A 26,141-nucleotide genomic window follows, 5' to 3' on the forward strand; every position below is an offset into this window, starting at 1 on the left:
TGGACGGCATGAGGCTGGAGCGGGACGACGTGGCGGCGCTCGCCCGCGGCTACGCGCTCCTCGGCTCCGGCGGCGGTGGCTCGACCACGATGCTCGAGCTCATGCTGGGCGCCGCCGACCACGGGCCGATCGACGTCACGCCGGTGTCGGCGCTCGACCCCGCGACCCCGTGCCTCGGTGTCGCGTTCGTCGGCTCCACCATGCTCCTGAGCGAACGGATGCCGGGCGCAGAGCCGTTCGGGGCACTGCTGCGGGCGGTCGAGCGCTGGCTCGGACACCCCGTGCCGGCGGTCTGCTCGCTCGAGGGCGGGGGGATGAACGGGCTGGCGCCCCTCACCCTCGCGAAGACGCACACCGTGGTCGACGCCGACTGCACGGGTCGCGCGGTGCCCGGTCTCGACCAGCTGTCGCTGTTCGTCGACCGCGTGCCCGGGCTCGTGTTCGCGTGCGAGACCGGCGCGGACGGAGTCGCCCTGGTCGAGGCGACCAGGGCGATCGACGCGGAGCGGGTGGTGCGGTCGGCCATCATCCAGGCCGGGGGAGTGGGCTGCGCGGTGCTCGCCGGCTTCACGGTGGGCGACCTGCGGGAGCACGCGATCGAGGGGCACCTGGCTCGGGCGCTCGACCTGGGGCGGGCGTTCCTCGCGCACGCCCGGCTCGCGCCGCCGCTGCTGGCCGAGGCCCTGGGGGGCGAGCTGCTCGCCGAGGGCCGGATCCTGTCGGTCGCGCCGTCCGTGACGGATCCGCACGTCAGCGCCATCGAGGTCGCGGGCATCGGCGGTACCGTGCACCGGGTGGTTGCGCGCTCGGAGACGCTCGCGGTGCTCAGCGACGGGCTGCTGGTCGCCGCGGCCCCCGAGGTGATCGTGGTGCTGGACGCCGTGTCCCGCGAGATCCTCGAGGTCACCGACCTCAGCCTGGCGCGGCACGTCGTCGTGCTCGCCCTGCCCGCGCCCGACTGGTGGAGCGAGCGTCCCGAGCGCCGCGCCCGCATCGTGCCGTCGGCCTACGGTCTCGACGGGCTGGACGCGGCATGAGCGCCGCGCTTCCCCTCACCGCACTGCTCGCCCAGGGCGAGAACGGGGCTGTGCGCCTCGTCGCCGGGCCCGCCGACGCCGAGTGGGACGCGGTGTCGGTGGAGGCGGAGGAGGCCGACCTCCCGGCGCAGAGCCGCGGCGGCCTCGCGATCCTCACGGCCGCCGCACCACGCACGACCTGGCAGCAGGACGCGATGCTGCGCCGGGTGCGCGACCGCGGCTTCACCGGACTCGCCCTGCCCGGCGCGGCCGACGTCGACCGCGGCGCCGTCCGGCTCGCGGCCAGGCTCGGGCTCACCCTGCTCGACGTCGAGCGGCCGGTGCAGCTCGCCAGGGCCTGCTGGATGCTGATCGAGGCGCGCGACGCCCTCACGCTCACCCGCGTGCGCAAGGTCGCGCAGTCGTTCGAGTACGCGGCGGACGACCTCGGCGACCTGCTCGGGCACCTCGCGGCGAACCTCGGGCTCGGCGTCGCGCTCATCGACGGCGCGGGGGTTCTGCGCGAAGCCGGGGGACACCTGGCCGATGCACTCCGCCACCGGATCCGCTTCGACGCGTGGACCGATGCCGCCCGGGCCGACGGCGACGCTGCGGCCTCGGTGCGCGTGGACAGTCCCGGCCGTTCCGGACTGCGGCTCGTGCTGTTCGGTCGCGGTCTCGGCGAGGCACAGCTGCAGTCGCTCATCGTCGCCGCCGAGGTGGCGATGCCGGCCGTCGCCGCGCGGATCCTGATCGACGAGATCGCCGCGGTCAACGACGTCGCCGCATCGTCGGGGCTGCTGCGCGACTTCGTGGAGCTGCGCGGCACGGCCGACACCGACGTGGAGCGGCGGATGGCGGAGCGCGGGTGGCGCACCGGCGGGCATCACCTCGGTTTCCGCACGGTCGCGCGCGGCCGGCTCGACCCGCTCGCGCTGCTGCGCTCGATCAGCCCGGCCCTCAGCGCGATCGACGCCGAGGCGCACGCCACCACGGCGGGGCGCGGCGTGAGTGGCTGGCTGTCGTTCGCCGAGGCTCCGGGGCCCGACCGGGTGGAGCGCGCGGTCGGGGCGCTGCGCGACGTGCACCTCGGCGCGCTGCGCGACTTCGCGGTGGCGACCGGTGTCGGCTCGCTGCAGAGCGGCCCGGAGGGGCTGGCCGCCACGCTCGACGAGGCGGGCGACGCGGCACGCATCGCGGCCGACCGCTCCGCCACGGGGTGGTTCGTGCGGGTGGACAGTCTCGGTCTGGAGCAGCTGCTGCTCGCCTGGACCGGAAACGACACGTTCGTGCCGGCGGCGCAGTCGCTCCTGGCGCCGCTCGCGGACGGGGGCGGCGAGCTGCTCACGACGCTGTCGGCCTACCTGGACCACGAGTCGGGGATCGCCGCGACCGCGGCCGCCCTCGGCCTGCACCGCAACACCGTCATGGTGCGCATCCGCCGGGTGCAGGAGCTGCTCGGGATCGACATGAGCGATCCGGAGGCCCGGCTCGCGCTGCACCTGGCGTGCCGGGCCGTGCTGCCGCGCTGACCCCGCCGCTGCCTACTCCGGGTCGCCGTGCAGCATCCAGGCGATGCCGAACCGGTCGACGAGCATGCCGAACGTCCCGCCCCACGGCGGCACATCCAGCGGCATCGTGATGGTCGCGCCCTCGGAGAGCGCCTCCCACACGCGCTGCGTGACCTCCTGGGTGTTGCCGCTCAGCGACACGGAGATGCCCTGCGGCTTCTCGTAGGTCATGCCGTCGGGGGTGTCCGAGGCCATCAGCACGAGCCCGTCCGGGGTGGTGAGCTGCGCGTGCATCACGAGGTCCTGCTGCTCCGGGCTCTGCACCATGCCGGGGAACTCGCCGAAGACGCTGATGTCGAGCTCGCCGCCGAGGACGCTCCGGTAGAACTCCATCGCCTCCCGGGCCTCGGTGCGGAACGACAGGTACGGGTTGAGGTTGGGCATGACTGCTCCTGGTCGTGTTCGGACTGCTGAGGATCCCCGCCGCGCCTCAGTCTCCGCTCCGTCGCGCGCCGCCGCAAGGGCAGGGGTACGACCGCGCCGACACCCCGTCCCGGAGGTGCGGTGCCGGAGGGAGGGTCAGGGGTGCGCGGTCTCCCCGAGCCACTCCGCGAACGTCTGCCGGCCGAGGTCGGCGTCGGGTCCCGGAAGCGCCTTGCCCTCCCGCATTCCCTTCATCTGCGGGCCGGGCACGCTCAGCGCCGGAACCCAGCCGCGGTAGCCCTGGTGTCGCGCGAATGCCCGGATCATGTCGGCCAGCTGTTCCTCTCGCGGCCCGGCGAAGTCCGCCACGCGACCCCGCGGCTCCCCGACGGCGAGAGCTGCGAGACGCTCGCCGACCTCGCGGGCGGCCACCGGCTGCGTGCGGGCCCGGGGTGCCACGTGGAGCGGGCCGAGCGTCGCGCGGGCGAACATCTGCGCGGCGAACTCGTGGAACTGGGTGGCGCGCTGGATCGTCCACGGCACGGGTGACGCCTCCACGATCTTCTCCTGCGCGACTTTGCCCGCGTAGTAGTCGTAGGGGATGCGGTCGATGCCGACGATCGAGAGGAGCACCGCGTGTCGCACGCCCGCGTCGGCGGCGGCCGACAGCAGGTTGCCGGTCGCCGCGGTGAAGAACTCGATCGCCGCGCTCGCCTTCAGCGTCTCGATGCTCGCGACGTCGATCACCGCGTCCGCTCCGCGCAGCGCCTCGGACAGCCCTCTCCCGCTCACCAGATCGACGCCGGTCGAGCGGCTGAGCACCACCGCGTCATGCCCCGCCTCCCGGACCGCGTCCACGGTGTGCCTGCCCACGACGCCGGTGCCACCGGCGACAGCGATTCTCATGCGTGCGTTCTCCTTCGTCTCGGGAATGGTCCTGCCTCTCCGACGATGCAGCCCGCCCGAATGTGAGGCGATCGGCGACATCCGCCGTGCCCGCGTGCGTCGCGCAGGGCCAGGATAGGAGACGATGGACGACCTCGAAGCCCCTGAATCCGAGCGGCGACCCCTGCTGGCCCTCGCGTACCGCCTGCTCGGCACGGTCGCCGACGCGGAGGACGCCGTGCAGGAGACCTACGCGCGCTGGTATCGGATGTCGCCCGCGGAGCGAGCGGCGATCGTCAACCCGGCCGCGTGGCTGACGAGGGTCGCCGGGCGCGTCTGTCTCGACGTGCTCGGATCGGCGCGTGCCCGCCGCGAGACCTACGTCGGTCCGTGGCTGCCCGAGCCGGTGCCGCACGGTTCCGCGTTCGCCGGGCCGCCGCACCCCGACCCGCTCGACCGCGTCACCCTGGACGAATCCGTCGGCCTGGCGCTGCTCGTGGTGCTGGAGTCGCTCACGCCCGCCGAGCGTGTGGCCTTCGTGCTGCACGACGTCTTCGGCGTGCCGTTCGCCGAGATCGCCGAGACGGTCGGACGCACCCCCGCCGCGGTCCGGCAGCTCGCCTCGCAGGGGCGCCGACGCGTGCGGGCTGGGCGATCCGGAGTCGCCGACCGAGCTCAGCACGACGCGGTGGTGCGGGCGTTCCTCGGCGCGGCGGCCACGGGTGAGTTCGACCGGCTCGTAAGGCTGCTCGACCCCGACGTGGTGCTCCGCTCCGACGCCGGAGGCAAGAAGTCCGCGGCACTGCGACCCGTGGTGGGGGCCGACCACGTGGCCCGGTTCGTGCTCGGCATCGCGCGCCGAAACCCCGAGGCCGAGGTCGCCCTCGTGTCTGCGCCGGACGGGCTCGCACTGCTCGCGACGCTCGATGGGGATGCGGACGCGGTGTTCTCGTTCGTCGTGCGCGGCGACCGGATCGCCGAGGTCTTCGCGGTGCGCAACCCCGACAAGCTCACGCAGTGGCGGGATCCTCGCGGTCGCTAGCATGACGAGGGTGACGACCCCCACCGTGCGTCCCGGTATCGCCGAGCGCCTCGCCCGCATGATCCGCCTCCCCACCGTCTCCGCGGAGCTGGACGAACGCGGCCTCGCGCCGTTCGAGGAGTTCGCGGCGCTGCTCGCCGAGCTGTACCCGCGCACGCACGCGGAGCTGACCCTCGAGCGGCACACCGACCTGGGGCTGCTGTTCCACTGGGCGGGCACGGGAGCGGTGACGGGCGGACCCGTCGTGCTGATGGCGCACTACGACGTGGTCCCGGTCGACGAGAGCGACGCCTGGACCCATCCGCCGTTCGCGGGGGTGATCGCCGACGGCTCGGTGCACGGGCGCGGGGCGCTCGACGACAAGGGGCCGCTGATCGTGGTGCTCGAGGCCGTCGAGAACCTGCTGACCGACGGCTTCCGCCCGCCGCGCGACGTGTACCTGTCGTTCGGCGGGAACGAGGAGACCTACGGGCGGGCGGCCGAGGAGATCGCGCGGGTGCTGCGCGACCGCGGCATCGTGCCGTGGCTCGTGGTCGACGAGGGCGGGGCGGTCGTCGACGCACCGCTGCCCTTCGTCCCCGGGCGTGCCGCGATGATCGGTGTCGGCGAGAAGGGCGTGATGACGCTGCGGCTCTCGGCGCGCGGCGACGGCGGGCACGCCTCGGCCCCACCCGCACTCACGGCCGTGCGCCGCGTGGCCCGCGCGGTCGACCGCCTCGGCCCGGACACCTTCCGGCCGCGCGCCTCGACCGCGGTGCTGCGCATGCTCGGCGTGCTCGGCGCGCAGACGCCGGGACCCGCGCGGCACCTCCTGCGGCTGCTCGCCGCGACGCCACCGCTCACCGCACGGCTCTTCGCGACGCTGGGCGGCGAGCCCGCGGCGCTGGTGCGCACGACGGTCGCGCCCACCATGCAGTCGGGCGGCACCGCCGCGAACGTGCTGCCCTCGCAGGCGTCGGCCACGGTGAACCTGCGCATCGCGCTCGGCGAGACCACGCAGCAGACCGTGTACCGCGTGCGCCGACGGGTGCGCGATCCGCTCGTCTCCGTGGAGGTGATGGAGGCCAGTGAGCCGTCGCCGGAGTCGTCGACCGAGAACGCGCAGTTCGCCCTGCTCGCCGCGGCGCTCGAGGTCTCGCACCCCGGCGTCCCCGCCGTGCCGTACGCGATGATGGCGGCGACCGACTCCCGGCACTTCCACCGGTTCGCCCCTGCCGTGTACCGCTTCGCGCCGCTGGACATGTCGAATGCGCAGCGCGCATCGATCCACGGCGTCGACGAGAGCGTGGAGATCGCGGCGCTGGAGCGGGGGGAGCGGTTCCATCGCGCCCTCCTCGAACGACTAGGGTGATCTCACCCCCTCCGGGATCCACCCCGGCACCCGACCTCTCGAAGCCGGAGACGCGATGACGCGCACCCGCACCCTGGGCACCCTCGCCGTGGTCGTCGGCTTCCTCGCGTTCGTCGAGTTCACCAGCGGCGTGCTCCAGGGGTACTACACGCCCATGCTCAGCGACATCGCCCGCCACCTGGGCATCCACGACGCCGACGTGAACTGGCTGGAGGGGTCGCAGCTGATGCTGTCGGCACTCGTGGTGCCCGCGTTCGCGAAGCTCGGCGACATGCTCGGCCACAAGCGCATGCTGCTGATCTCGACCGCCGTGACCGCGGCCGCCGCGCTCGTGCTGCCGTTCACCGACTCGTTCGCGGTGTTCCTGCTCGCCTGGTCGCTCATGGGCTTCTATGTGGTGTGGCTGCCGCTGGAGATCGCCCTGATCTGGTCGCGGTCACGGCGCATGGAGGGGCGCTCGTCGATCACGGCGAAGGCGGCGGGCCTCCTGGTCGCCGCCCTGGAGGGTGGGGCGATCATCGGCGCCCTCGTCGGCGGCGCGCTGATCGACGCCCTCCCGCTGACGGTCGTGCTGCTCGTGCCCGCCGTGCTGATCGTGGTGTGCTTCTTCGTGATCCTGTTCGGCGTGCGGGAGTCGCCCGAGCCGACCGGCGGCGTGTTCGACACGGTCGGCCTGGTGCTGATCTCCCTCGCGCTGCTGTGCTTCACGGGCGGGCTCAGCCTGCTGCGCCTCGAGGGCGGCCTCGGCAACCCGTGGTCGTGGGCGGTCGTGGCGCTGGGGCTTCTGCTGGTCGTGCCGTTCGTGCGGTGGGAGCTGCGCTGCGACGACCCGCTGATCGACGTGCGCATGTTCCGGTCTCCGGCGCTCGGGCCCGTGTTCCTCACGGCGGGACTGTTCGGGGTGAGCGTGCTGGGCGCGCAGGCGCCGCTGTCGACCTTCGCGCGCACCGACCCGGAGGTGTACGGCTACGGGCTGGGGACGACCGGCTTCGCGACGTCGCTGATCATCGGGGTGTACCTGGTCGCGATGATCGCGGGCGCGCTGCTGTTCCCGGTCGTGGCGCGCTGGGCGTCGCCGCGGATCACGCTCCTCGGGGCGTCGGTGCTGGTGGGCATCGGTTTCCTGCTGTTCCTGCCGTTCCACGACGCCTATGGGCAGGTGATCGCGAACATGGTCGTGGTGGGGCTCGGCTCCGGCGCCCTCGTGGCGGCGCTGCCGGCCGCGGCGGCGTCGGCGGCTCCGGCGACGCAGACGGGCGTCGCGACCGGGCTCACCAACTCCGTGAAGACCGTGGGCGGTGCGATCGCCTCGTGCGTCTTCGGCATCGCACTCCTGCACGGCGTCGCGAGTGGTGCGGGCGCGGTCGCCGACGGGACGGCGGGGTCGCTCGCGGGGTATGTCACGGTGTGGGTCGTCTGCGGGGCGACCGCGCTCGCCGCTGCGGTGCTCCTGCTGTTCGTGCCGAAGCAGGCGTTCACGGATCGCGCGGTCGAGGCCGAGGCGGCACCGGTCGCCTGACGGCCGGGCGAGCAGCGCGGTCGGACGGATCGGCCGCGTCAGGCGTCGCGGTCGAGGCCGAACGTGCGCTTCAGCAGGGCCTGCACATCGCGGTCGAGACCGTCGATCCGGGTGTGCACGGCATCGAAGCGCGCGTCGACGGCGTCGAACCGGGCGTCGACCGTCGCGAAGCGGGCGTCGATCGCATCGAAGCGGCCGTTCATCTCGTTGCGGAGCCCGCCGACCTCGCTGCGGAGCACGCGGACGAACATCGTCGACATCACGGTCAGGGTGCCGCACATCAGAGCGGTGAACGCGCCGATCATCGTCCAGATCTGTGCCGCATCCATCGATTCCATCTCCTCATCGTCGCATCGGATGATCCACCCTGCCAGCATCCTGGTGCCGGGCCCGACCACGTCTCCGAGAACCGCGGGACGGGGTGCTCGGCGCGTATCGGTGCAGCGAGAGTGGTCCTGCGACGGCGCGGTCAGGCGTCCTTCGGCGGGTTGTACATGAACTCGACGCGGATGCCGTCGGCGTCCTCCACGAAGGAGGCGTAGTAGCGCTCCGAGTAGCGGGGATACTCCTTGGGCTCCCGCACCGCGCTCCACCCGGCGTCGAGCGCGAGCGCGTGGAAGCGGTCGACCTCCGCGCGCGACGGCATCGCGAAGGCGAGGTGCTGCCACCCGATGCGTCCGTGCCGATGCGGCTCCGAGTCCTCGTCCCACGTGTAGAGGATGATCTCGGTCTCGTCGCCGTTGTGCCACGAGATGGAGTGGTCGTCCTCCCCGCCGGACTCGTAGCCGAGCGCGGTCAGGACGGGATGGAACTGCGCCCGCCCCCGCTCGAGGTCGCCGACGGTGATGCCCAGGTGATCGAGGAGTGCCATCGGCCCAGTCTGTCAGCGATCGCCGACGGTGTCAGTGGGGAGCGTGATACTCGGCTTCGCCCCGCTTCCAGTACCCCTTCACGACGGCCTTCGCGGTGTCGACGCCCCACCGGTCGAGAAGCGCGCGACCCGGCTTGACGATCGACTGCTCCGCCGCGATGAACACGAACGGATCGGTGCCGACGAGGTCGTCTCCCGACAGCGACTCCAGGAACGCGATCAGCGCCGAGCCGGCCGGGTCGTCCCCGCGGTGCAGCCACTGCACCGGTACCGGGGCGGCGAGGTCGAGCTCGCCGCTCTCGGCCACGGTCTCGATCACGATGCGGGCCGGGGCGTCGTCGGGGATCAGCGCGGCGAAACGGCGGATCGCGGGGATCGCGGTCTCGTCGCCGACGAGCAGCCAGGAGCCGGGGGTGCCGGTGACGACGGCGGCGCCGCGCGGACCGCCGACGCCGATCTCGGAGCCAAGGCGCGCGGTGGCCGCCCACGGTGCGGCGACGCCCTGGTCGCCGTGCACCGCGAACTCGACGTCGAGCCAGTCCTCGCCCCACGCGAGCGGCGTGTACTCGCGGCTGGGCGCGGCGCGCAGTTCCTCCACCGACTCCACGGGGCCGTCCGGGAAGAACAGGCGCATGTGGTCATCGGCGCCGGGGGAGTCGAATCCGGCGAGGTCCGGCCCGGTGAGGCGCACGCGCACGAAGTCGGGGGCGAGCCACTCGCGCGCGGTCAGGGTGACGGTGCGGAAGCGCAGCTCGAGGCCGCGACGCTCGATCGTGAAGCCGGATTTCGTATCGCTCATAAAGTAAGGCTAACCTAAAAAGCACGACGGATGGTTCCCTGCGATCCGCTCCGTCCGACCGGCGCCCTCGAGTGCGCGACCACCCCGCAGAACAGGAGTCTCTCCATGTCCGTGCCCAGAACCCTCACCGCCACCAGCGTCGCCCTGGTCGGCCTGCTCGCGCTCTCCGGCTGCGCCACCGGCGCCGAAGCCGAACCCGAGGAGACCGCCGCCGCCTCCGGCACCGTGACCGTCGAGGACAACACGGGCGAACACGAGATCGCCACCCCGCCCGCCTCGGTCGTCGCCCTCGACAACCGCACCTTCCAGACCCTGTCCGACTGGGGCATCGAGCTCTCCGCCGGCGCCGTCTCCCTCATGCCGGAGACCGTGTCGTACGCGAAGGACGACGGCATCGTCGACATCGGCCTGCACACCGAGCCCGACCTGGAGGCGATCGTCGCGGCCGACCCCGATCTCATCATCAGCGGTCAGCGCTTCACGCAGCACAACGCCGCGATCGCCGAGCTCGTGCCCGACGCCACGATCATCGACCTCGAACCGCGCGACGGCGAGGCGTTCGACGCCGAACTCACGCGCCAGACCACCGTGCTTGGCGAGATCTTCGGCAAGCAGGACGAGGCGCAGAAGCTGGTCGACGAGTTCGACGCCGCGGTCGAGCGGGCCAAGGCCGCCTACGACGAGGCCGACACCGTCATGGCCGTCAACACCTCGGGCGGCCAGATCGGCTACCTCGCTCCGACCGTCGGCCGCTCGCTCGGCCCGATCTACGACCTCCTCGGCCTCACGCCGGCCCTCGAGGTCGACGACGCGAGCGATGACCACCAGGGCGACGAGATCTCGGTCGAGGCGATCGCGGCCTCGAACCCCGACTGGATCCTCGTGCTCGACCGCGACGCGGTGTTCGCGGCGGAGACGCCCGACTACGTGCAGGCCGCCGAGATCCTGGAGAGCTCCGAGGCCCTCGCCGGCGTCACCGCGGTGAAGGACGAGCAGATCGTCTACATGCCCACCGACACATACCTGAACGAGAGCATCCAGACGTACACCGCGTTCCTGAACGACCTCGCCGACGCGCTCGAGAAGAGCGCCGACAAGTAAGGGCCGGGTGGCGGCGTCCGCGATCAGGGCGCCGCCACCGGCATCCCCCCATGACCTCTCCTCTCCTCGCCCCGATGCCGCGATCGTCCGCGCGGCTGTTCGACCCGAAGCTGCTCCTCGGGGTGCTCGTCGTCGCGGTTCTCCTGGCGCTCTCGCTCGTCACCGGCGTCTACGACATCGCCGGTGCCGACGACGGCGCGCAGATGTTCCAGATCACCCGCGTGCCCCGCACGATCGCCCTCGTGCTGGCCGGGGCCGCGATGGCGATGGCGGGCCTGGTGATGCAGCTGCTCACCCAGAACCGCTTCGTCGAGCCGACGACGACCGGCACGACCGAATGGGCGGGCCTCGGCCTGCTCGCCGTGATGCTGCTGGTGCCGCAGCCGTCCCTGCCGCTGCGCATGGCCGGGGCCGTGCTGGCCGCCTTCGTCGGCACGATGGTCTTCTTCGCCTTCCTGCGGCGGGTGGCGCTCAAGTCCTCGCTCATCGTCCCCATCGTCGGCATCATGCTGGGGGCGGTCGTCGGCGCGATCACCACCTACCTCGCGCTCGTCACGAACTCGCTGCAGATCATCGGCGTGTGGTTCGCCGGCAGCTTCACGTCGGTCATGCGCGGCCAGTACGAGATGCTGTGGATCGTCGCGCTCATCGGGGTGATCGTGTTCCTCGTCGCCGATCGGCTGACCATCGCGGGACTGGGGGAGGAGATCGCGACGAACGTCGGGGTGAACTACAACCGGATGATCCTGCTCGGCACCGTGCTGATCGCCGTCACCACCGGCGTCGTGACGGTCGTCGTCGGCAACCTGCCCTTCCTCGGACTGATCGTGCCGAACATCGTGTCGATGGTGCGCGGCGACGACCTGCGCAGCAACCTGCCCTGGGTCTGCCTGCTGGGCATCGCGATCGTCACCGTGTGCGACATCATCGGCCGCACGATCATCATGCCCTTCGAGGTGCCCGTGTCGCTGATCCTCGGGGTCGTCGGGGCGGTCGTGTTCGTGCTCCTCCTGCTGAGGCAGCGTCGTCGTGGCTGAGCGGACGGCGACGGAGTCCCGGCCGGACGCGAAGACCCGGTCGGCCGGTTCCTTCACGACGCCGCGCGCCCGTCGCCGCTACGTCGTGGTGCTGGTCGTGCTCGCCGTGATCGCCGCCGGATCCGCGTTCGGGCTCCTGGCGTGGGACAACCCGATGCCCGTCGGCACGCCGGGGTTCTGGCGCATCGCCCAGCACCGCGCGACCGCCGTGGTCGTGATGGCCGTCGTCGCCGTGGCCCAGGCCGTGGCAACCGTGAGCTTCCAGACCGTCACGAACAACCGCATCATCACGCCGTCGATCATGGGCTTCGAGTCGCTCTACCGCGTGGTGCAGACCACCACCGTGTACCTGTTCGGCGTCGCGGGGCTGGTCGCCGTCCAGGGGGCGGGACAGTTCGCCCTCCAGGTCGTGATCATGGTGGGCCTCGCCGTGGTCCTCTACGGGTGGTTGCTCTCGGGGCGCTACGGCAATCTCCAGATCATGCTGCTCGTGGGCATCGTGATCGGCGGAGGGCTGGGCGCGATCGCCACGTTCATGCAGCGGTTGCTGACGCCGAGCGAGTTCGACGTGCTCGCGGCCCGCCTGTTCGGCAACGTGTCGAACGCCGACCCGGCGTACCTCCCCCTCGCGATCCCGCTGGTCGCCGGAGCCTCGCTGCTGCTGTGGTCGCGGTCGCGTCGGCTCAACGTGCTCGCGCTCGGTCCCGACGCGGCCCGTTCCCTCGGGATCGATCACCGACGCGAGCAGTTCCTCGTGCTGACGCTGGTCGCGGTGCTCATGGCGACCTCGACCGCCCTGGTCGGTCCGATGACGTTCCTCGGGTTCCTCGTCGCGACGCTCGCCTACCAGTTCGCCGACTCGCACGACCATCGGCTGATCTTCCCGGTCGCGGTGCTCACCGCGTTCTCGATCCTCGCCGGGGCGTACTTCGTGATGAAGAACGTGTTCTACGCGCAGGGCATGGTGTCGATCCTGATCGAGATCGTCGGCGGCACCGTGTTCCTCCTCGTCATCCTCCGAAAGGGCAGACTGTGATCGCACTCGACGGCGTGCGCCGTGACTACAGCAGCGAGGTCGCGATCGGACCCGTCGACCTCCGCATCCCCGCGGGCGGCATCACCGCCCTCATCGGACCCAACGGCGCGGGCAAGTCCACGCTGCTGACGATGATCGGCCGGCTCAACGGCATGGACGCCGGCGCCATCGAGATCGCCGGACTGGATGTGGCGTCCACGAAGTCGAAGGACCTGGCGAAGGTGGTGTCGATCCTGCGGCAGGAGAACCACTTCGTCACGCGCCTCACCGTCCGCCAGCTCGTCGGGTTCGGGCGCTTCCCGCACTCCCAGGGGCGCCTGAACCGGCACGACGAGGAGGTCATCAGCCAGGCGATCGACTTCCTCGACCTCGGCGCGCTGGAGGGGCGATACCTCGACGAGCTCTCCGGAGGGCAGCGACAGCGGGCCTACGTGGCGATGGTGCTCGCGCAGGACACGGAGGTCGTGCTGCTCGATGAACCCCTCAACAACCTCGACATGCGGCACGCGGTGCAGATGATGAAGCACCTGCGGCGGGCGGCCGAGGAGCTAGGGCGCACGATCGTCATCGTGCTGCACGACATCAATTTCGCCGGTCACTACGCCGACCACATCTGCGCCATGAAGGACGGGCGGGTGGTGGAGTTCGGCCCGCCCGCGCAGATCATGACCGACGACGTGCTGACCCGCGTGTTCGACACCGAGGTGCGGGTGGTCGAGGGACCCTCCGGTCCCCTCGCGGTGTACTACTAGAGCTCGATGCCGTGGTCTTCGTCGTTCACGCCGGCGTTGTGGCCGCGGCGCGACTCGTAGCCCAGGAACCACCCGAGCCAGACGATCGCGGCGAGCAGCACCCCGAGCCACACGTTCTGGAAGATGAGACCGACGACCACGCCGACGATCAGCAGGCCGAGGGTGACGGTGATCCGGAGCGCGGCGCGGGACATGGCCTCAGCATACGTCCCGGCGCCCCGTGGGCGTGCGGCCGTATCGCGGCTCAGCGGCGACGGTGGTCCTCGGGGGCGAGCCGGGGTCCGCGTCGCGGTTCGACCAGGCCGCTCGCGAAGATGAGCCGGATCACGCGCTGGCGGTGGCCGGACCACGGCTCCAGCAGCTCGATCATCCCCGCGTCGTCCGTGCGATGACCCGCGAGGGCGTGGCCGACCTCGTGCGCGAGATGGTAGTCGCCCACGCTGACCGCATCCGGGTCGCCCAGCGCGCGGATCCTCGTCTCGGCCGCGGTCCACACGCCCACGCCGGGCAGGCTCGTGAGCACGCGGTCGCGGTCCGCTCCTGTCTCCGCCGCCTGCACGGCCCGCGCGATGCGGTCGCCGCGTTCGGCGGCGCGCACGATCGTCCTGGACTGCGGGGGTTCGACGCCCGCGCGGTGCCACGCCCACGACGGGATGCGCCGCCACTGCTCGGCGGTCGGCGCGACGGCCATGGGGCGCGGGGTGGGGCCGGGTGCGCGGTCGCCGTAGCGCGAGACCAGGTAGCGCCACGCGCCGAACGCCTGCATCGAGGTGACCTTCTGCTCCAGGATCGCGCAGGCGAGCGCGTCGAACACCTCGTCGGTGCGGGCGAGCCGGATGCCGGGGTTGCGCCGGGCGGCTTCGGCGACGAGGGGGTGGTGCGACGGGTCGAACCCGGTGGGGTCGTCGGTCGCGCCGCAGAGCGCGGGGACGAGGGACAGGGCGTGGTCGGCGCCCGGACCCCATGCGGTCGCCGTCACGGCGTTCCCCGCCATGCGCAGCGCGAGCGTGGACGGGCCCTGCGGAGTGCGCACCGCGCGCCAGATGACGTGACCGTCGAACACGGTGGTCGGGTCGGTGCCACCGCGGCGCAGCATCCCCACCGTGCGACGGAGGTCGAGGGGATGCGGCGGACGGTAGGTGGTCTCCCGCCGCAGGTCCGCCGGCACGGCCGCAGGGGGCGCTGACGGAGCGGTGAGGGTCATGCGCCCACCCTACGCGGCGCTCCTGACATCGGCTCCCGGCGTGCGCCGCGGCCCGCGGGGGCCGTGCTCGGCACGATGGCCGAGCCGCGCGGGCGTGCTCTCAGAAGCGGTCGGGCGAGGGGGTGCCGTGGCCATAGCGGATGACGACGTCGGCGTGGCGATCGAACCGGTAGCCGATGCCGCGGACCGTCCGGACGATGTCCTCGTAGCGGCCGAGCTTGGCCCGCAGCCGGCGCACGTGCACGTCGATCGTGCGCTCGCCGGGGGCCTCGTCGTCCTGCGCCTGCCACAGGGCGGAGACCAGCTCGCTGCGCTCGATCGTGCGGCCCTCGCGGAGCACGAGGTACTGCAGCAGCTCGAACTCCTTGTACGTGAAGGCGGCGGACTCGCCGTCGATCAGGACGCGCTTGCGGGAGATGTCGACGGTGACCCCGGTCTCCTCCGGCACCGCCTCCTCTTCGGCTGCGGCCTTGGTCCTGGCGATCGCGCCGGGCTCCTGCAGGGCGAGCCGGACGACGTCCAGGTCGCGGCCACCCGAGCCGTGCGGGGCGAGGGCGACGGTCGCGTGCGTCTCGGCGCCGGGCGCGAGCTCGGCGAGGGTGCGGCGGAGGGCGTCGACGAGGAGCGGGAGGCTGACGCCGGCTTCTGCTGCCTTGATCTCGTCGAGGCCGACGTAGAGGGCGAAGCCGCGCGGAGAGCGGACGGCGGGGAGGTCGGCACCGGCGGTGGCGGCGGAGTCGCTGCCGGGGTGGACGGTGCGGACGGGGGCGGTGGTGGCGGGACGCTCGAGAAGGGCGGAGTTCGACATGATGATGGAGTCCTCAAGACGTGAGCCCGAAGCGACGGGGGCTCGGATGCATTGCATGAATGACCGGCGGAGCCGGGAAGCGAGCAAGGGTGGATGCTCGAGACGCTGCTCCCGCAGATGGCGAGGAGTCAGGTCAGGCGGGGTGGCTGTTCGTTCAGCGACACATTCGGCAACACATGCCAACGCGACCGGGCATCATCATCCCGGCAGTCCCGTTCGCCTCCTGGGCGGACAAAGGGCGTGCGTTGGTGGTCATGGGGGGATTATGTCCGATCGTGACGACGCATGTCAAAACGCCCGGGCGTGGCGGAGGGGCGTAACGTGGCACGGATGACGATCTCGCACACCGTCGGCGGCTTCATCCTGACCGACGAGAAGGACGCATCGCGGTATACGCTCACGCGCGACGGGAAGCTGGTCAGCGTGCTGGACTATCGCGACGACGGCCACACGATCGCCCTGACCCGCGCCTTCACCGTGCCGACTTTCCGCGGCCATGGCTACGCGGGAATCGTGGTCGACGGGGCGGTCGCCGACATCGAGGAGCGGGGCGACCGCACGGTCGACGCGGTCTGCTGGTACGTGGCGGAGTGGTTCGCCGCGCACCCCGAGCGAGCCGGAGTCCTCCGCCGCCGCTGAGGCGCGAGTATGACGCCGTGTTACGTGCACGGTCGTGCTTCCTCCGGCCGGCTCGGCTGCCCGCGGCGGGCCTCAGACCGAATGTCGGAGGTCGTTCGTACGGTGTGAGTATGCGGATCCTGCACACCTCGGACTGGCACATCGGCCGGACCTTCCACGGCAACTCCACGCTGGAGGCGCTCGCCGAGGTGCTCGCCGCGCTGACCGTCCAGGTCGAGCAGGAGGGGGTCGACGTCGTGGTCGTCGCGGGCGACGTCTTCGATTCGGCGACGCCGTCCGCCGCGGCGTACACGCTCCTCGGCGACGCGCTGGTGGCGCTGCACGCCACGGGCGCGCGGGTCATCGTGACCAGCGGCAACCACGACTCGGCGGCGCGACTCGGCTTCCAGTCGCGGCTGCTCCGCGACGGCATCCATGTGCTGACCGATCCGCTCGCGATCGGGCGGCCCGTCACGATCGCCGACGACCACGGCCCCGTGCACTTCTTCGGCATCCCGTACCTCGAGCCCGCCATCGTGCGGCAACACTGGCCGGAGGGTGACGCCGACGGGCGGCAGCTGCGCACGCAGGCACAGACCATGGCCCATGCGATGCATCTCGTCCGCGCGGGGATGCAGGAGCACGACGGGCGCTCCGTCGCGATCGCCCACTGCTTCGCCGCGGGTGTCGAGCCCACCGAGGGCCTGGAGCGCGAGGTGCGCCAGGGCGGCCTCGACGTCGTCCCGCTGAGCGTGTTCGACGGCCCCGACTATGTGGCGCTCGGCCACATCCACGGGCGGCAGCAGGTGAGCGAGCGCGTGCGGTACGCCGGAGCGCCCCTGCACTACAGCTTCGGCGAGCAGCACAAGCCCCGAGGGTCCTGGCTCGTGGACCTCGACGCCGACGGGCTCGCCCGGGTCGAGTGGCGGGAGCTGCCGGTGCCGCGGCGTCTCGTCACGCTCACCGGCAGCTTCGCGGAGATCCTGTCCACGGAGAACATCACCGCCCATGCCGACGACTGGGTGTGCGCGGTGTACACCGATGCCGTGCCGCAGTCCGAGCCCATGCGACGACTGCGCGAGGCGTACCCGCACTGCGCCATGGTGCAGCACCAGCCGATCGCCACGGGTGAGACGGCGGAGCACTCGTACGCACAGCGCCTGCGCTCCGCGGTCACCGACGCCGACCGGATCGGGGCCTTCCTCGAGCACGTGCGCGCCGGGCAGGGCGTGACGGAGGTCGAGCGCGAGCTGATCCGCGAGGTGCTCGACGACCGCGTCCGAGCGGAGGCTCTCGTCTAGATGCGTCTGCACCGCCTGGAGGTCGAGGGATTCGGACCCTTCCGCGCACGCCAGATCGTCGACTTCGACGCGTTCGCCGACGACGGCATCTTCCTGATCGCCGGTCGCACGGGCGCCGGGAAGTCGAGCATCCTCGACGCCGTGTGCTTCGGCTTGTACGGCGGGGTACCCCGGTACGAGGGTGGCGAGAAGCGGTTGCGCAGCGACCACTGCGAGCCGGACGACCCGTCGGAAGTGGTGGTCGAGTTCAGCACGCCGTCCGGCCGCTACCGCGTGACCCGGTCGCCGGAGTACCTCCGCCCCGCGCGCCGCGGTGGGGGCATGACGAAGCAGGCCGCAGCCGTCTCGCTCGAGGAGTCGACCGCGTCGGGGTGGGTCGGCCGAGCGGCGCGCGCCGTCGATGTGGCGCAGGAGCTCGATGAGATCCTCCAGCTGAGCAGGGAGCAGTTCCTGCAGGTGATCCTGCTCGCGCAGAACCGGTTCTCGGAGTTCCTGCTGGCCGGAAGCCGGGACCGGCAGTCGCTGCTGCGGCGGCTGTTCGGCACCGAGCGCTTCGAAGATGTGCAGGCGCGCTTCGACGAGCGGCGCCGACAGGCCGAGCAGGCGCTGGGTTCGCGGCTGGCGACGGTCGTCGCGCGACTCGAGGAGGCCGAGCGCCTGGTGACGGACGCGGGCCTGGGCGGGGAGAACGGCGGCGGTGAGGACATCGGCGGCGAAACGACGGAGACCGCGACGACGCCCACTGTGCAGGATCGGCTCGACGCGCTCGGGCGCGCACTCGCTCGCGCCGAGTACCGCTCCGAGCGTCGGGCCTCGGAGCGTGCCGACGCCGAGCGGCGGTCGGCGGAGGCGGACGCGGCGCTGGCGGCGCGGCGGGAGGATCGCCGTGCCCAGGTCGAGCGCGACAGGGCACGCGCGGCCCTCGCCCGCCTCGACGCCGAGGAGCCCCGGATCGCGGAGGCCAGGGTCGAGCTCGGGAACGCGCGTGCCGCTGAGGCGCTGCGACCGACCATCGCGGCCGCGGCTCGCGCGCGCGAGGCCCTGGCGGAGGCTGTTGCAGGCGAATCGCGCGCCGCGGAGGAGTGGACGGCGTACGGCATCGAGGTGGACGACCTGGAGGCGTGGGTCACCGAGCGCCTGCGCGAGATCGGCGGGTGGGAACGCGCGGTCGTGCTGGAGCGGCACGCGACCGAGCGCGACGCCGAGCAGCGGGCCGCGGAGGCCGATGCGGCCTCGGCGCAGGCGCGGGTCGAGACGGCCGAGACCGAGCGCGACGCCCTTCCGGTCCAGCTCGCCGAGGTGGAGGCGGAGCGTGCCGCCGCCAGAGACCTCGCCGCGGGTCGACCGGGGCGGGAGGCCGCACTGCTCGCCGCGAAGGACCGGTGGGATGCCGCCAGGACGGCCGAGCGTCTCGCCGCGGCATGCGACGCAGCGGAGGCCGAGCTCGCACGGGTGACCTCGGAGCACGCGACGGCGCAGTCCCGGCTCGCGCAGCTGCGCCAGCGCCGCATGGACGGGATGGCGGGGGAGCTCGCCACGGCCCTGGTGGAGGGTGAGGCCTGCGCCGTCTGCGGCTCGACGGAGCATCCCGCGCCGGCCACCCACACCGACCCCGTCTCGGTCGACGACATCGCCCTGGCCGAGTCCGCCCGCGACGCGGCGGCGGCGGGGGAGCGCGCCGCCGGCGACACGTGCGCCGGGCTCCGTGCCGAGCTCGCGGCCGCGACGGCGAAGGCCGACGGACGCGATCCTGAGCGCGCCGAGCGCGAGTACCGGACCGCCGAGGACGAGCACACCGCCGCGGTCGAGGCGGAGCAGCGAGCGGCAGAGCTCGAGGCCGTGCGCGCCGACCTTCTTGCTCGGAAGGAGCGTCAGGACTCCGAGGTCGCGACGGCCGCAGCGGCGCTGGCCCAGGCGCGCGAGCACCTGGCGCTGCTGGTGCAACGGAACGGCGACGCGGACGAGCAGATCGCGCAGGCCCGTGGCGACGCGGCATCGGTCGCCGAGCGGATCGCCGAGACCACCGCCCGCACCGAGGTCGCCCGGCGGCTGGCGGGCGCGCGCGCGGAGCGCTCTCGTCGAGAGAGGGCGGTCGTCGAGGCCGACCGGGAGCGCGATGCCGCGCTGCTCGCCTCGGTGTTCGCCGAGGTCACGGATGCAGAGGAGGCTCTCCGCTCGTCGGCGGAGCAGGAGGCGCTCGACGCCCGCATCACCCAGCACACGGTGCAGCGGGAGAAAGAACGGGAGATCCTGTTCGACCTCGAGCTGAAGACGCTGCCCGAGGAGCCGATCGACACCGCGGCCGCAGAACGCGTGTCGAGCGAGGCCCGGGCGCTCTGGTCGGCCGCCGTCGACGCCGCGACCGTCGCCGCTGGAGACGCCGCCCGGTTGTCCGGACTCCTCGCCGCGGCCGGGGACGAGCACGCGCGCACGGCCGAGGACGCGGCGGAGTTCGAGGTGCTGAAGAACCTCGCCGACACGATCGCCGGGCGCGGCGCGAACACCCGCAAGATGACGCTCGAGACCTTCGTGCTCGCCGCGGAGCTGGAGGAGATCGTCGAGGCGGCCAACCGTCGCCTGCACGACATGTCGGAGGGGCGTTACCAGCTGCGCCACTCCGACGCACTGGCGGCGCGAGGGGCCGCGTCGGGCCTCGGGATCGTGGTGGCCGACGCCTTCACCGGCCAGACCCGACCTCCGCAGTCGCTGTCCGGCGGCGAGACGTTCCTCACGTCGCTCGCCCTCGCGCTCGGACTCGCCGAGGTCGTCACAGCGCGCGCCGGAGGGATCCGCCTCGACACGCTGTTCATCGACGAGGGCTTCGGCTCGCTCGACGGCGACACGCTCGACATCGCCATGCGCACACTCGACGAACTGCGCCAGGGCGGTCGCACGGTGGGGGTGATCAGTCACGTGGAGGCCATGCAGGAGCAGATCCCCGCACAGCTCACCGTGCGGGCGCTGGCGAACGGTCCGAGCGTGATCGAGGCGCGCTGACGCGGGTCAGACCCCGTACTCGGCGCGGATGACGTCGCGCAGCTGGACGCTGCATCGCGCGACCGCGGCGCGCCAGTCGGTGAGGGCGCCGTCCTCGGCCTGATCGGAGACGGCACGGAACGCGCGGATCGGCACCCCGAACTGCCCGGCCACCCAGATGTACGCGTAGGTCTCCATGTCGACGAGGGCGGCACCGGTGGGCCGGATGACCGCGGTCACCTCGGCGTCCTCCACGAAGTGGTCTCCGGTCGCGATCAGCACGCCGTCACGGCCGGTGCTCACGCGTGCGGGAAGCGAAACGTGCTGGCCGGAGACGCCGTCGAGGTCGGTCACGTCGTGCTGGAATGCGGAGCCGATCTCGTGGACGGTGGCCTCGAGCCCCGGCTCGATGGCCCCCGCCGTTCCGACGACGACGACCTCGTCGTAGCGCCGGGCGTCGAGGGCGCGGGTGAGCGCGTAGGTGGCCTGCAGCTTGCCGGGGCCGGTGACCAGCCGGTCGAAGCCGTCGAGCTCGTCGGGGAAGGCGGACAGTTCGGACGCGAGCGCGGCGACGAGGAGTTTCACTGCCTCATTCTCTCAGGTCTCGGCTGGATGCCGCGTGCGAGCGCCGCGCCGCCGCCCCGCCGCTGCGCGGAGGGAGGATACTGGGGCCAGGCGAAGAGCGGAGGATCACGTGTCGTTGCAGAAGCAGATCGCGGAAGACCTGGGTGTCCGGCCCGACATCGACCCCGAGTCGGAGGTGGAGCGGAGGGTCGGCTTCCTTGCGGACTACCTGCGCACGACGGGTGCCAGGGGGTACGTGCTCGGCATCTCCGGCGGTCAGGACTCGACCCTCGCCGGCCGGCTCGCGCAGCTCGCGGTCGAGCGCGTGCGGGCCGAGGGCGGCGAGGCCACGTTCCTGGCGGTACGGCTGCCCTATCGCGTGCAGCACGACGCGGACGATGCGCAGGCCGCGCTCGACTACATCGCCCCGGACTCCTCGGTCGAGGTGAACATCCAGAACGGCGTCGACGGCGTGGAGCGCGACATCGAGGCGGCGGTCTCCGGCGACATCACCGACTTCAACCGCGGCAACATCAAGGCGCGACTGCGCATGGTGACGCAGTACGCCCTCGCGGGACACGACGGCCTGATCGTGATCGGCACCGACCACGCGGCCGAGGCCGTGACGGGGTTCTACACGAAGTTCGGCGACGGCGCCGCGGACGTGCTGCCGCTGTCGGGCCTCACGAAGCGACAGGGCCGCTCGCTGCTGCAGTTCCTCGACGCGCCCGACCGGTTGGCGCTCAAGGTGCCCACGGCCGACCTCCTCGATGGCCAGCCCGGACGAGCCGACGAGGACGAGCTGGGGCTGACGTACGAGCAGATCGACGCGTTCCTGGAGGGGGAGGAGGTCGACCCTGACGTCGCCGGTCGCATCGAGTCGCGCTACCTCGCGACCCAGCACAAGCGCCACCTCCCCGTCACTCCCGACGACACCTGGTGGCGCTGAGGCGTCGAGGGAAGGGCGCGGTCGCGCTCGCTTTCGCCCGTGTCGGATGCCGCGGATAGTGTCGAAGCATCCGAGAGAACGGGAGAATCGTGCGGATCGACACGGAGGCGCAGCGGGTCGTCTGGAGCGCGAGCGACCTCAAGGCGGCGGCGGAGTGCGAGTTCGCCTGGTGTCGGGCGATCGACGCGAAGCTCGGCCGCGTGCCGGTGGTCGAGGAGCCGGAGGATGCGACGCTGCAGCGGGCCGCGCAGCTGGGAGACGTGCACGAGCAGAACGTGCTCGACCGGTACCTGAGCGAGCTCGGGCCGGAGCGGGTGCACCGCGTCGACAAGATCCGCTCGAACGATCCTGAAGCTCTGGCCGCGGCCGTCGGCGAGACGATCGATGCCCTGCGCTCCGACGCGCTGGTGGTGTTCCAGGCGGCGTTCGCGACGGAGGACTTCGTCGGCTTCGCGGACTTCCTGCGTAAAGACGCCGACGGGCGGTGGCGCGTGCAGGACTCCAAGCTGGCGCGGAAAGCCCGCGTCACGGCGCTCATGCAGCTCGCGGCATATGTCGATCAGCTCGATCGCCTCGGCATCCCCCGGGCCGACGAGGTCGACCTCATCCTGGGCGACCACAGCGTCAGCACGCACGCGGTTGACGATCTGCTGCCGCTGTTCCGGGTGCGTCGGGCGCGGCTGCGCGCGCTCATCGCGGATCGGGCCGTGGCCGAGGGACAGGAGGGAGAGCCGCTGGCGTGGGGCGACGACCGCGGCGATCTCCGCATCGTGGCGTGCGGACGCTGTGCGACGTGCGAGGAGCAGGTGATCGCCCACCGCGACCTGCTGATGGTCGCGCGGATGCGGCCCGTCCAGCGCGCGCGGCTGCGCGCGGCGGGCATCGAGACGATCGACGACCTGGCCGCGGCGTCCGGGGCCCCGGAGGGTATGAACGTCGACACGTTCGAGAACCTCCGGTCGCAGGCGAAGCTCCAGCTCCGCGCCGATGTCGAGGGCGCACCGACGTACGACGTGCACTACGCCGCTGCGATCCACACGCTGCCGGTACCGAGCCACGGCGACATCTTCTTCGACTTCGAGGGAGACCCGCTGTACACCGAACCCGCGCCAGACGGAGAGTCGGAGTGGGGCATCGACTACCTGTTCGGGTGGGTCGACAACGCCGATCAGTACACCGCGCTGTGGGCGCACACGTTCGCCGAGGAGCGCCGGGCGCTGGAGACGTTCCTCGATTTCGTGAAGCTCCGCAGGGCCGCGCACCCGGGCATGCACATCTACCACTACGCGCCGTACGAGACGTCGCACCTGGTCGCGATGGCCGCCCGCCACGGAGTCCGCGAGGGCGAGGTGGACCGGTTGCTGCGCGAGGGCGTGTTCGTCGATCTGTATCCGCTGGTGCTGCGCACGGTCCGCGTGGGGTCGCGCTCCTACTCGATCAAGAAGCTCGAGCCGCTCTACATGGGCGACGACGTGCGCACGAGCGACGTGCAGAAGGGCGACGACTCGATCGTGCAGTACGTGGCCGCGCGGGAGCTGGCGGCGGCGGGCGCGCAGGCGGAGGCCGACGCGGTGTTCGCCGACCTCGCCGACTACAACCGCTACGACTGCGTGTCGACGAGGCGGCTGCGCAACTGGCTGATCGAGATCGCGCGCCGAGAGGGGGTGACGCCCGCGCCTCCGGACGACGCCGACGAGGTGATCTACGAGCCGTCGCCTCGCTCGCTGGCCCTGCTCGGGGATGCCGAGAGGGACGTGGAGGCCGGCGGCGACGGGCTCGTGCATCGGATCGCGGCGGCGGCGATCGACTACTTCCCCCGGGAGGCGAAGAGCTTCTGGGTGTCGCACTTCCAGCGACTCCGCGAGCCCGTGACCATGTGGGATGGCACGCGCGACGTGGTCAAGGTCGATGCGCCATCCTCGCGCGTGCGGAGCGACTGGAGCATCGGCGAGGGCCGGAGGGTCATGTCGCGCGAGGTCGAGATCCGGGGGGAGGTGTCACCGGGCACGACCCTCGGCCCCGGCGCTCAGCCGTTCGCGCTGTACGACGCGCCGGCGCCGTTCGACACCGAGGTGCCGTCGCGCGCCGTGCACGTGCCGCACACCGTGAGCGTGCGGGAGGTGCTCGACGACGGCTATCTGATCGTCGAGTCGGCGGTGCAGGGGCAGACGTGGGACGAGCTGCCGGTCGCCCTCACCCCGGCCGCGCCCCCGCGGGTGGTGTCGCTGCAACAGGCGATCGACGAGTGGGCCGATGCGGTGCATGCGGCCGCCCCGGGGTTCCCCGACGATGCGGCGACCGACATCATCCGGCGGCGCCCGCCTCGCACGGTCTCCGGGGCTCCGCTGCCGGAGCCGGGGAGCGATACGATCGACGCGATCGTCCGCGGGGTCCTCGACCTCGATCGCAGCTACCTCGCCGTGCAGGGCCCTCCCGGAACGGGCAAGACGTACACGGGATCGCGGGTCATCGCGCGTCTGGTGAACGAGCACGGCTTCCGGGTCGGTGTGGTGGCGCAGTCGCACGCCATCATCGAGACGCTGTTGGAGCGGATCGTGGCCGACGGCGTCGCGCCCGCTCAGGTCGCGAAGGCCCCGAAAGACGACAGCGGCGATCCCTCGTACACCGTCATCCCCAAGAACGGCATGGCGGCGTTCCTCGCCGAGCACGAGCATGAGGGGGCCGTGGTCGGCGGGACGGCGTGGGACTTCAGCAACACGCAGCGCGTGGCGCGCGGGGGCCTCGACCTCCTGGTGATCGATGAGGCGGGACAGTTCTCGCTCGCGTCGACGATCGCGGTCGCAGCCGCAGCACAACGGCTGCTTCTCCTGGGCGATCCGCAGCAGCTTCCGCAGGTCAGTCAGGGGGCGCACCCCGAGCCGGTCGACACGTCCGCGCTCGGATGGGTGATGGACGGCGATCCCGTCGTGCGACCGGAGTACGGCTACTTCCTGGCGCAGTCGTGGCGCATGCATCCGTTCGTGGCCGCCCCGGTGTCGCAGCTCGCGTACGCCGGCAAGCTCGCGTCTGCGCCAGGTACCGAGCGGCGGTCGATCGAGGGCGTCGACCCGGGGCTGCACATCGTCCCCCTGCGCCATCGCGGCAACGCGACCCAGTCGCCCGAGGAGGCTGCGGAGGTCGTCCGCATCGTGCGGGACCTGGTCGGTCGCCCCTTCCGCGACAACGATCCGGCGGGCTCCGCGCGGCCGCTCACCCCGGCGGACATCATCGTGGTCGCGCCGTACAACGCCCAGCGTCAGCTGGTGCACGACGCGCTCGAGGCGGCGGGCTTCGGTGAGGTGCCGGTGGGCACGGTCGACAACTTCCAGGGCAAGGAGGCCGTGGTCTCCATCACCTCACTCGCGGCGTCGAGCGGCCGCGACGCGCCTCGGGGGCCGGAGTTCCTGCTGCTGCAGAACCGGCTGAACGTCGCGATCTCGCGCGCCCAGGTGCTGGCCTACCTCATCCACTCGCCCGCGCTGCTCGACGACCTGCCCTACACGCCCGAGGGCGTCGCGCGGCTGAGCGCCTTCGCGCGGCTCGTGGGTGCGGCGGAGGAGGACTCGTGACGCCGGCCGATGCGCGGCCGAGTGCCGACGGCATACCCGCGGCAGAAGACGTCCTCCGTGCCGCCGCCGGGTGGGCCTGGTTCCCGCGGGGCAGCGAGCACGTCCGCGACGACCTGCTCCTCGTGCGCTACCCGGAGCGCTTCGGAGGCGGGGTGCGCGGCTCGCAGGTGTCGTCGACGCGTTCCGCCGCGGAGGTCGTGGAGCGGGCGCTGGAGCGCGTGGAGGCCTGGGGCGAGACCGTCTTCACGTTCTGGACGAACCCGGCCGACGAGCCCGACCTCGAAGAGGAGTTGGTGGGCCGCGGGGCCGAGCACGTCGACACCGTCACGGTGTTCGCCCGTCCGACGACTGAGGGCGCGGTCGATGTGCCGCCGGGCGTCTCGGTCGAGGTCGTGCGCACGGTCGACCAGCTTCGGGAGGTGGATGAGATCAACGTCCCCGTCTGGGAGCAACGGCCGCTCGACGACGACGGGCTTCGCGCCGAGTTCGCGGAGCTGACGGCCGCCCTCGATGCGGGCACCGGGTTCCGGGTGCTGGGTCGCATCGACGGTCGCGCGGTGAGCACGGGCGGGTGCACGATCGTCGACGGGTTCACGCGACTGTGGGGTGCGGCGACCCTCGACGGCGACCGAGGGCGTGGTGCCTATCGGGCCGTGCTCGCGGAGCGGCTGCGGGAGAGCGCGGCGCGCGGTGCGGCGACCGCGCTGGTCAAGGGCCGCGTCGCGACCTCGGCGCCGATCCTCGCCAGGGCCGGATTCACGCGGTACGGAGACGAGCGCGCGTACCGCCTGACGCGCTGACGCGGTGAC

General features: G+C 72.2%; 24 protein-coding genes. 15 read left to right on the top strand and 9 right to left on the bottom strand.

Going from position 1 to position 26,141, the window contains the following annotated elements:
- The first annotated feature begins 8 nt into the window (after window positions 1-8).
- Together ACFV3I_RS05070 and ACFV3I_RS05075 are read left to right on the top strand one after the other, a co-directional pair.
- Window positions 9-1,037, top strand: a complete 1,029-nt coding sequence (locus ACFV3I_RS05070) for a DUF917 family protein (RefSeq protein ID WP_378822478.1) — start codon at window positions 9-11, stop codon at window positions 1,035-1,037.
- Window positions 1,034-2,548, top strand: a complete 1,515-nt coding sequence (locus tag ACFV3I_RS05075) for a PucR family transcriptional regulator (RefSeq protein WP_378803386.1) — start codon at window positions 1,034-1,036, stop codon at window positions 2,546-2,548. Before ACFV3I_RS05070 ends, ACFV3I_RS05075 begins: the two co-directional genes overlap by 4 nt.
- 12 nt (window positions 2,549-2,560) lie before the next feature.
- Here the strand turns inward: ACFV3I_RS05075 and ACFV3I_RS05080 are convergent, their stop codons facing one another.
- Window positions 2,561-2,971, bottom strand: a complete 411-nt coding sequence (locus ACFV3I_RS05080; RefSeq protein WP_206251759.1) for a VOC family protein — start codon at window positions 2,969-2,971, stop codon at window positions 2,561-2,563.
- 135 nt (window positions 2,972-3,106) lie between these two features.
- A complete protein-coding gene (locus ACFV3I_RS05085) occupies window positions 3,107-3,856 on the bottom strand; it encodes an SDR family oxidoreductase (RefSeq protein ID WP_378822479.1) in 750 nt (249 codons plus the stop codon).
- Between the two features lie 124 nt (window positions 3,857-3,980).
- Here ACFV3I_RS05085 and sigJ point away from each other — a divergent pair, with 124 nt between their 5' ends.
- Genes sigJ through ACFV3I_RS05100 form a run of 3 tightly spaced genes read left to right on the top strand, consistent with a single transcriptional unit; the run spans window position 3,981 to window position 7,747 of the window.
- The gene (sigJ, locus tag ACFV3I_RS05090) at window positions 3,981-4,877 is read left to right on the top strand and encodes an RNA polymerase sigma factor SigJ (protein WP_136031754.1); all 897 of its coding nucleotides are present in this window, start codon (window positions 3,981-3,983) and stop codon (window positions 4,875-4,877) included.
- Between the two features lies 1 nt (window position 4,878).
- The gene (locus tag ACFV3I_RS05095) at window positions 4,879-6,228 is read left to right on the top strand and encodes a M20/M25/M40 family metallo-hydrolase (RefSeq protein ID WP_378822480.1); all 1,350 of its coding nucleotides are present in this window, start codon (window positions 4,879-4,881) and stop codon (window positions 6,226-6,228) included.
- Window positions 6,229-6,283: 55 nt separating this feature from the next.
- Window positions 6,284-7,747: an MFS transporter gene (locus ACFV3I_RS05100; RefSeq protein WP_136030589.1), complete on the top strand. Its 1,464-nt coding sequence runs from the start codon at window positions 6,284-6,286 to the stop codon at window positions 7,745-7,747.
- Between the two features lie 38 nt (window positions 7,748-7,785).
- Here the strand turns inward: ACFV3I_RS05100 and ACFV3I_RS05105 are convergent, their stop codons facing one another.
- The 3 genes from ACFV3I_RS05105 to ACFV3I_RS05115 all read right to left on the bottom strand — a co-directional run bounded on the left by ACFV3I_RS05105 (window position 7,786) and on the right by ACFV3I_RS05115 (window position 9,417).
- On the bottom strand, window positions 7,786-8,076 hold the full coding sequence (locus ACFV3I_RS05105) for a hypothetical protein (protein WP_378822481.1): 291 nt from the start codon (window positions 8,074-8,076) through the stop codon (window positions 7,786-7,788).
- Window positions 8,077-8,216: 140 nt separating this feature from the next.
- Entirely contained in the window at window positions 8,217-8,618 is a 402-nt protein-coding gene (locus ACFV3I_RS05110; RefSeq protein ID WP_136030594.1) for a VOC family protein, read from the bottom strand.
- A 31-nt stretch (window positions 8,619-8,649) separates the two neighbouring features.
- On the bottom strand, window positions 8,650-9,417 hold the full coding sequence (locus tag ACFV3I_RS05115) for a siderophore-interacting protein (protein WP_136036046.1): 768 nt from the start codon (window positions 9,415-9,417) through the stop codon (window positions 8,650-8,652).
- 105 nt (window positions 9,418-9,522) lie between these two features.
- On the opposite strand from ACFV3I_RS05115, the gene ACFV3I_RS05120 reads away from it, so the two are divergent.
- The 4 genes from ACFV3I_RS05120 to ACFV3I_RS05135 are packed head-to-tail and all read left to right on the top strand — an operon-like array spanning window position 9,523 to window position 13,343.
- Window positions 9,523-10,518 carry a siderophore ABC transporter substrate-binding protein gene (locus ACFV3I_RS05120; protein WP_378822482.1) on the top strand — a complete coding sequence of 332 codons (996 nt, stop codon included), beginning with the start codon at window positions 9,523-9,525 and terminating at the stop codon, window positions 10,516-10,518.
- Between the two features lie 50 nt (window positions 10,519-10,568).
- Window positions 10,569-11,555 (top strand): iron chelate uptake ABC transporter family permease subunit, encoded by a 987-nt coding sequence (locus ACFV3I_RS05125; protein WP_136030600.1) that lies wholly within the window; start codon window positions 10,569-10,571, stop codon window positions 11,553-11,555.
- Window positions 11,548-12,591 carry an iron chelate uptake ABC transporter family permease subunit gene (locus ACFV3I_RS05130; RefSeq protein WP_378822483.1) on the top strand — a complete coding sequence of 348 codons (1,044 nt, stop codon included), beginning with the start codon at window positions 11,548-11,550 and terminating at the stop codon, window positions 12,589-12,591. Before ACFV3I_RS05125 ends, ACFV3I_RS05130 begins: the two co-directional genes overlap by 8 nt.
- Window positions 12,588-13,343 carry an ABC transporter ATP-binding protein gene (locus tag ACFV3I_RS05135; RefSeq protein ID WP_136030605.1) on the top strand — a complete coding sequence of 252 codons (756 nt, stop codon included), beginning with the start codon at window positions 12,588-12,590 and terminating at the stop codon, window positions 13,341-13,343. The genes ACFV3I_RS05130 and ACFV3I_RS05135 overlap by 4 nt, the downstream gene beginning before the upstream one ends.
- On the opposite strand, the gene ACFV3I_RS05140 is transcribed toward ACFV3I_RS05135, so the two are convergent.
- The 3 genes from ACFV3I_RS05140 to ACFV3I_RS05150 all read right to left on the bottom strand — a co-directional run bounded on the left by ACFV3I_RS05140 (window position 13,340) and on the right by ACFV3I_RS05150 (window position 15,355).
- A complete protein-coding gene (locus ACFV3I_RS05140; RefSeq protein WP_136030607.1) occupies window positions 13,340-13,537 on the bottom strand; it encodes a hypothetical protein in 198 nt (65 codons plus the stop codon). The two genes, ACFV3I_RS05135 and ACFV3I_RS05140, sit on opposite strands and share 4 nt — an antisense overlap.
- A 50-nt stretch (window positions 13,538-13,587) precedes the next feature.
- Window positions 13,588-14,547 carry a DNA-3-methyladenine glycosylase family protein gene (locus tag ACFV3I_RS05145; protein ID WP_378822484.1) on the bottom strand — a complete coding sequence of 320 codons (960 nt, stop codon included), beginning with the start codon at window positions 14,545-14,547 and terminating at the stop codon, window positions 13,588-13,590.
- 100 nt (window positions 14,548-14,647) lie between these two features.
- On the bottom strand, window positions 14,648-15,355 hold the full coding sequence (locus ACFV3I_RS05150) for a winged helix-turn-helix domain-containing protein (RefSeq protein ID WP_378822486.1): 708 nt from the start codon (window positions 15,353-15,355) through the stop codon (window positions 14,648-14,650).
- 330 nt (window positions 15,356-15,685) lie between these two features.
- Here ACFV3I_RS05150 and ACFV3I_RS05155 point away from each other — a divergent pair, with 330 nt between their 5' ends.
- The 3 genes from ACFV3I_RS05155 (at window position 15,686) to ACFV3I_RS05165 (ending at window position 20,271) form a co-directional block, all read left to right on the top strand.
- Window positions 15,686-15,994, top strand: coding sequence for a GNAT family N-acetyltransferase (locus ACFV3I_RS05155; protein ID WP_136030613.1), 309 nt, complete (start codon window positions 15,686-15,688; stop codon window positions 15,992-15,994).
- Between the two features lie 110 nt (window positions 15,995-16,104).
- Entirely contained in the window at window positions 16,105-17,274 is a 1,170-nt protein-coding gene (locus tag ACFV3I_RS05160; RefSeq protein WP_378803396.1) for an exonuclease SbcCD subunit D, read from the top strand.
- Window positions 17,275-20,271 carry an AAA family ATPase gene (locus tag ACFV3I_RS05165; RefSeq protein WP_378822487.1) on the top strand — a complete coding sequence of 999 codons (2,997 nt, stop codon included), beginning with the start codon at window positions 17,275-17,277 and terminating at the stop codon, window positions 20,269-20,271.
- 6 nt (window positions 20,272-20,277) lie between these two features.
- Here the strand turns inward: ACFV3I_RS05165 and ACFV3I_RS05170 are convergent, their stop codons facing one another.
- The gene (locus ACFV3I_RS05170; protein ID WP_136032007.1) at window positions 20,278-20,835 is read right to left on the bottom strand and encodes a nucleoside phosphorylase; all 558 of its coding nucleotides are present in this window, start codon (window positions 20,833-20,835) and stop codon (window positions 20,278-20,280) included.
- A 109-nt stretch (window positions 20,836-20,944) separates the two neighbouring features.
- Here ACFV3I_RS05170 and nadE point away from each other — a divergent pair, with 109 nt between their 5' ends.
- From nadE to ACFV3I_RS05185, 3 genes are all read left to right on the top strand, one after another.
- The gene (gene nadE, locus ACFV3I_RS05175; protein WP_136045442.1) at window positions 20,945-21,763 is read left to right on the top strand and encodes an ammonia-dependent NAD(+) synthetase; all 819 of its coding nucleotides are present in this window, start codon (window positions 20,945-20,947) and stop codon (window positions 21,761-21,763) included.
- 89 nt (window positions 21,764-21,852) lie between these two features.
- Window positions 21,853-25,332 carry a TM0106 family RecB-like putative nuclease gene (locus tag ACFV3I_RS05180; RefSeq protein WP_378822488.1) on the top strand — a complete coding sequence of 1,160 codons (3,480 nt, stop codon included), beginning with the start codon at window positions 21,853-21,855 and terminating at the stop codon, window positions 25,330-25,332.
- The gene (locus tag ACFV3I_RS05185) at window positions 25,329-26,132 is read left to right on the top strand and encodes a GNAT family N-acetyltransferase (protein WP_378822489.1); all 804 of its coding nucleotides are present in this window, start codon (window positions 25,329-25,331) and stop codon (window positions 26,130-26,132) included. Before ACFV3I_RS05180 ends, ACFV3I_RS05185 begins: the two co-directional genes overlap by 4 nt.
- The last annotated feature ends 9 nt before the right edge of the window (window positions 26,133-26,141 follow it).

It is taken from the genome of Microbacterium sp. NPDC059771, from assembly GCF_042732495.1.
In the GTDB taxonomy this organism is placed as follows: Bacteria; Actinomycetota; Actinomycetes; order Actinomycetales; family Microbacteriaceae; genus Microbacterium; species Microbacterium sufflavum.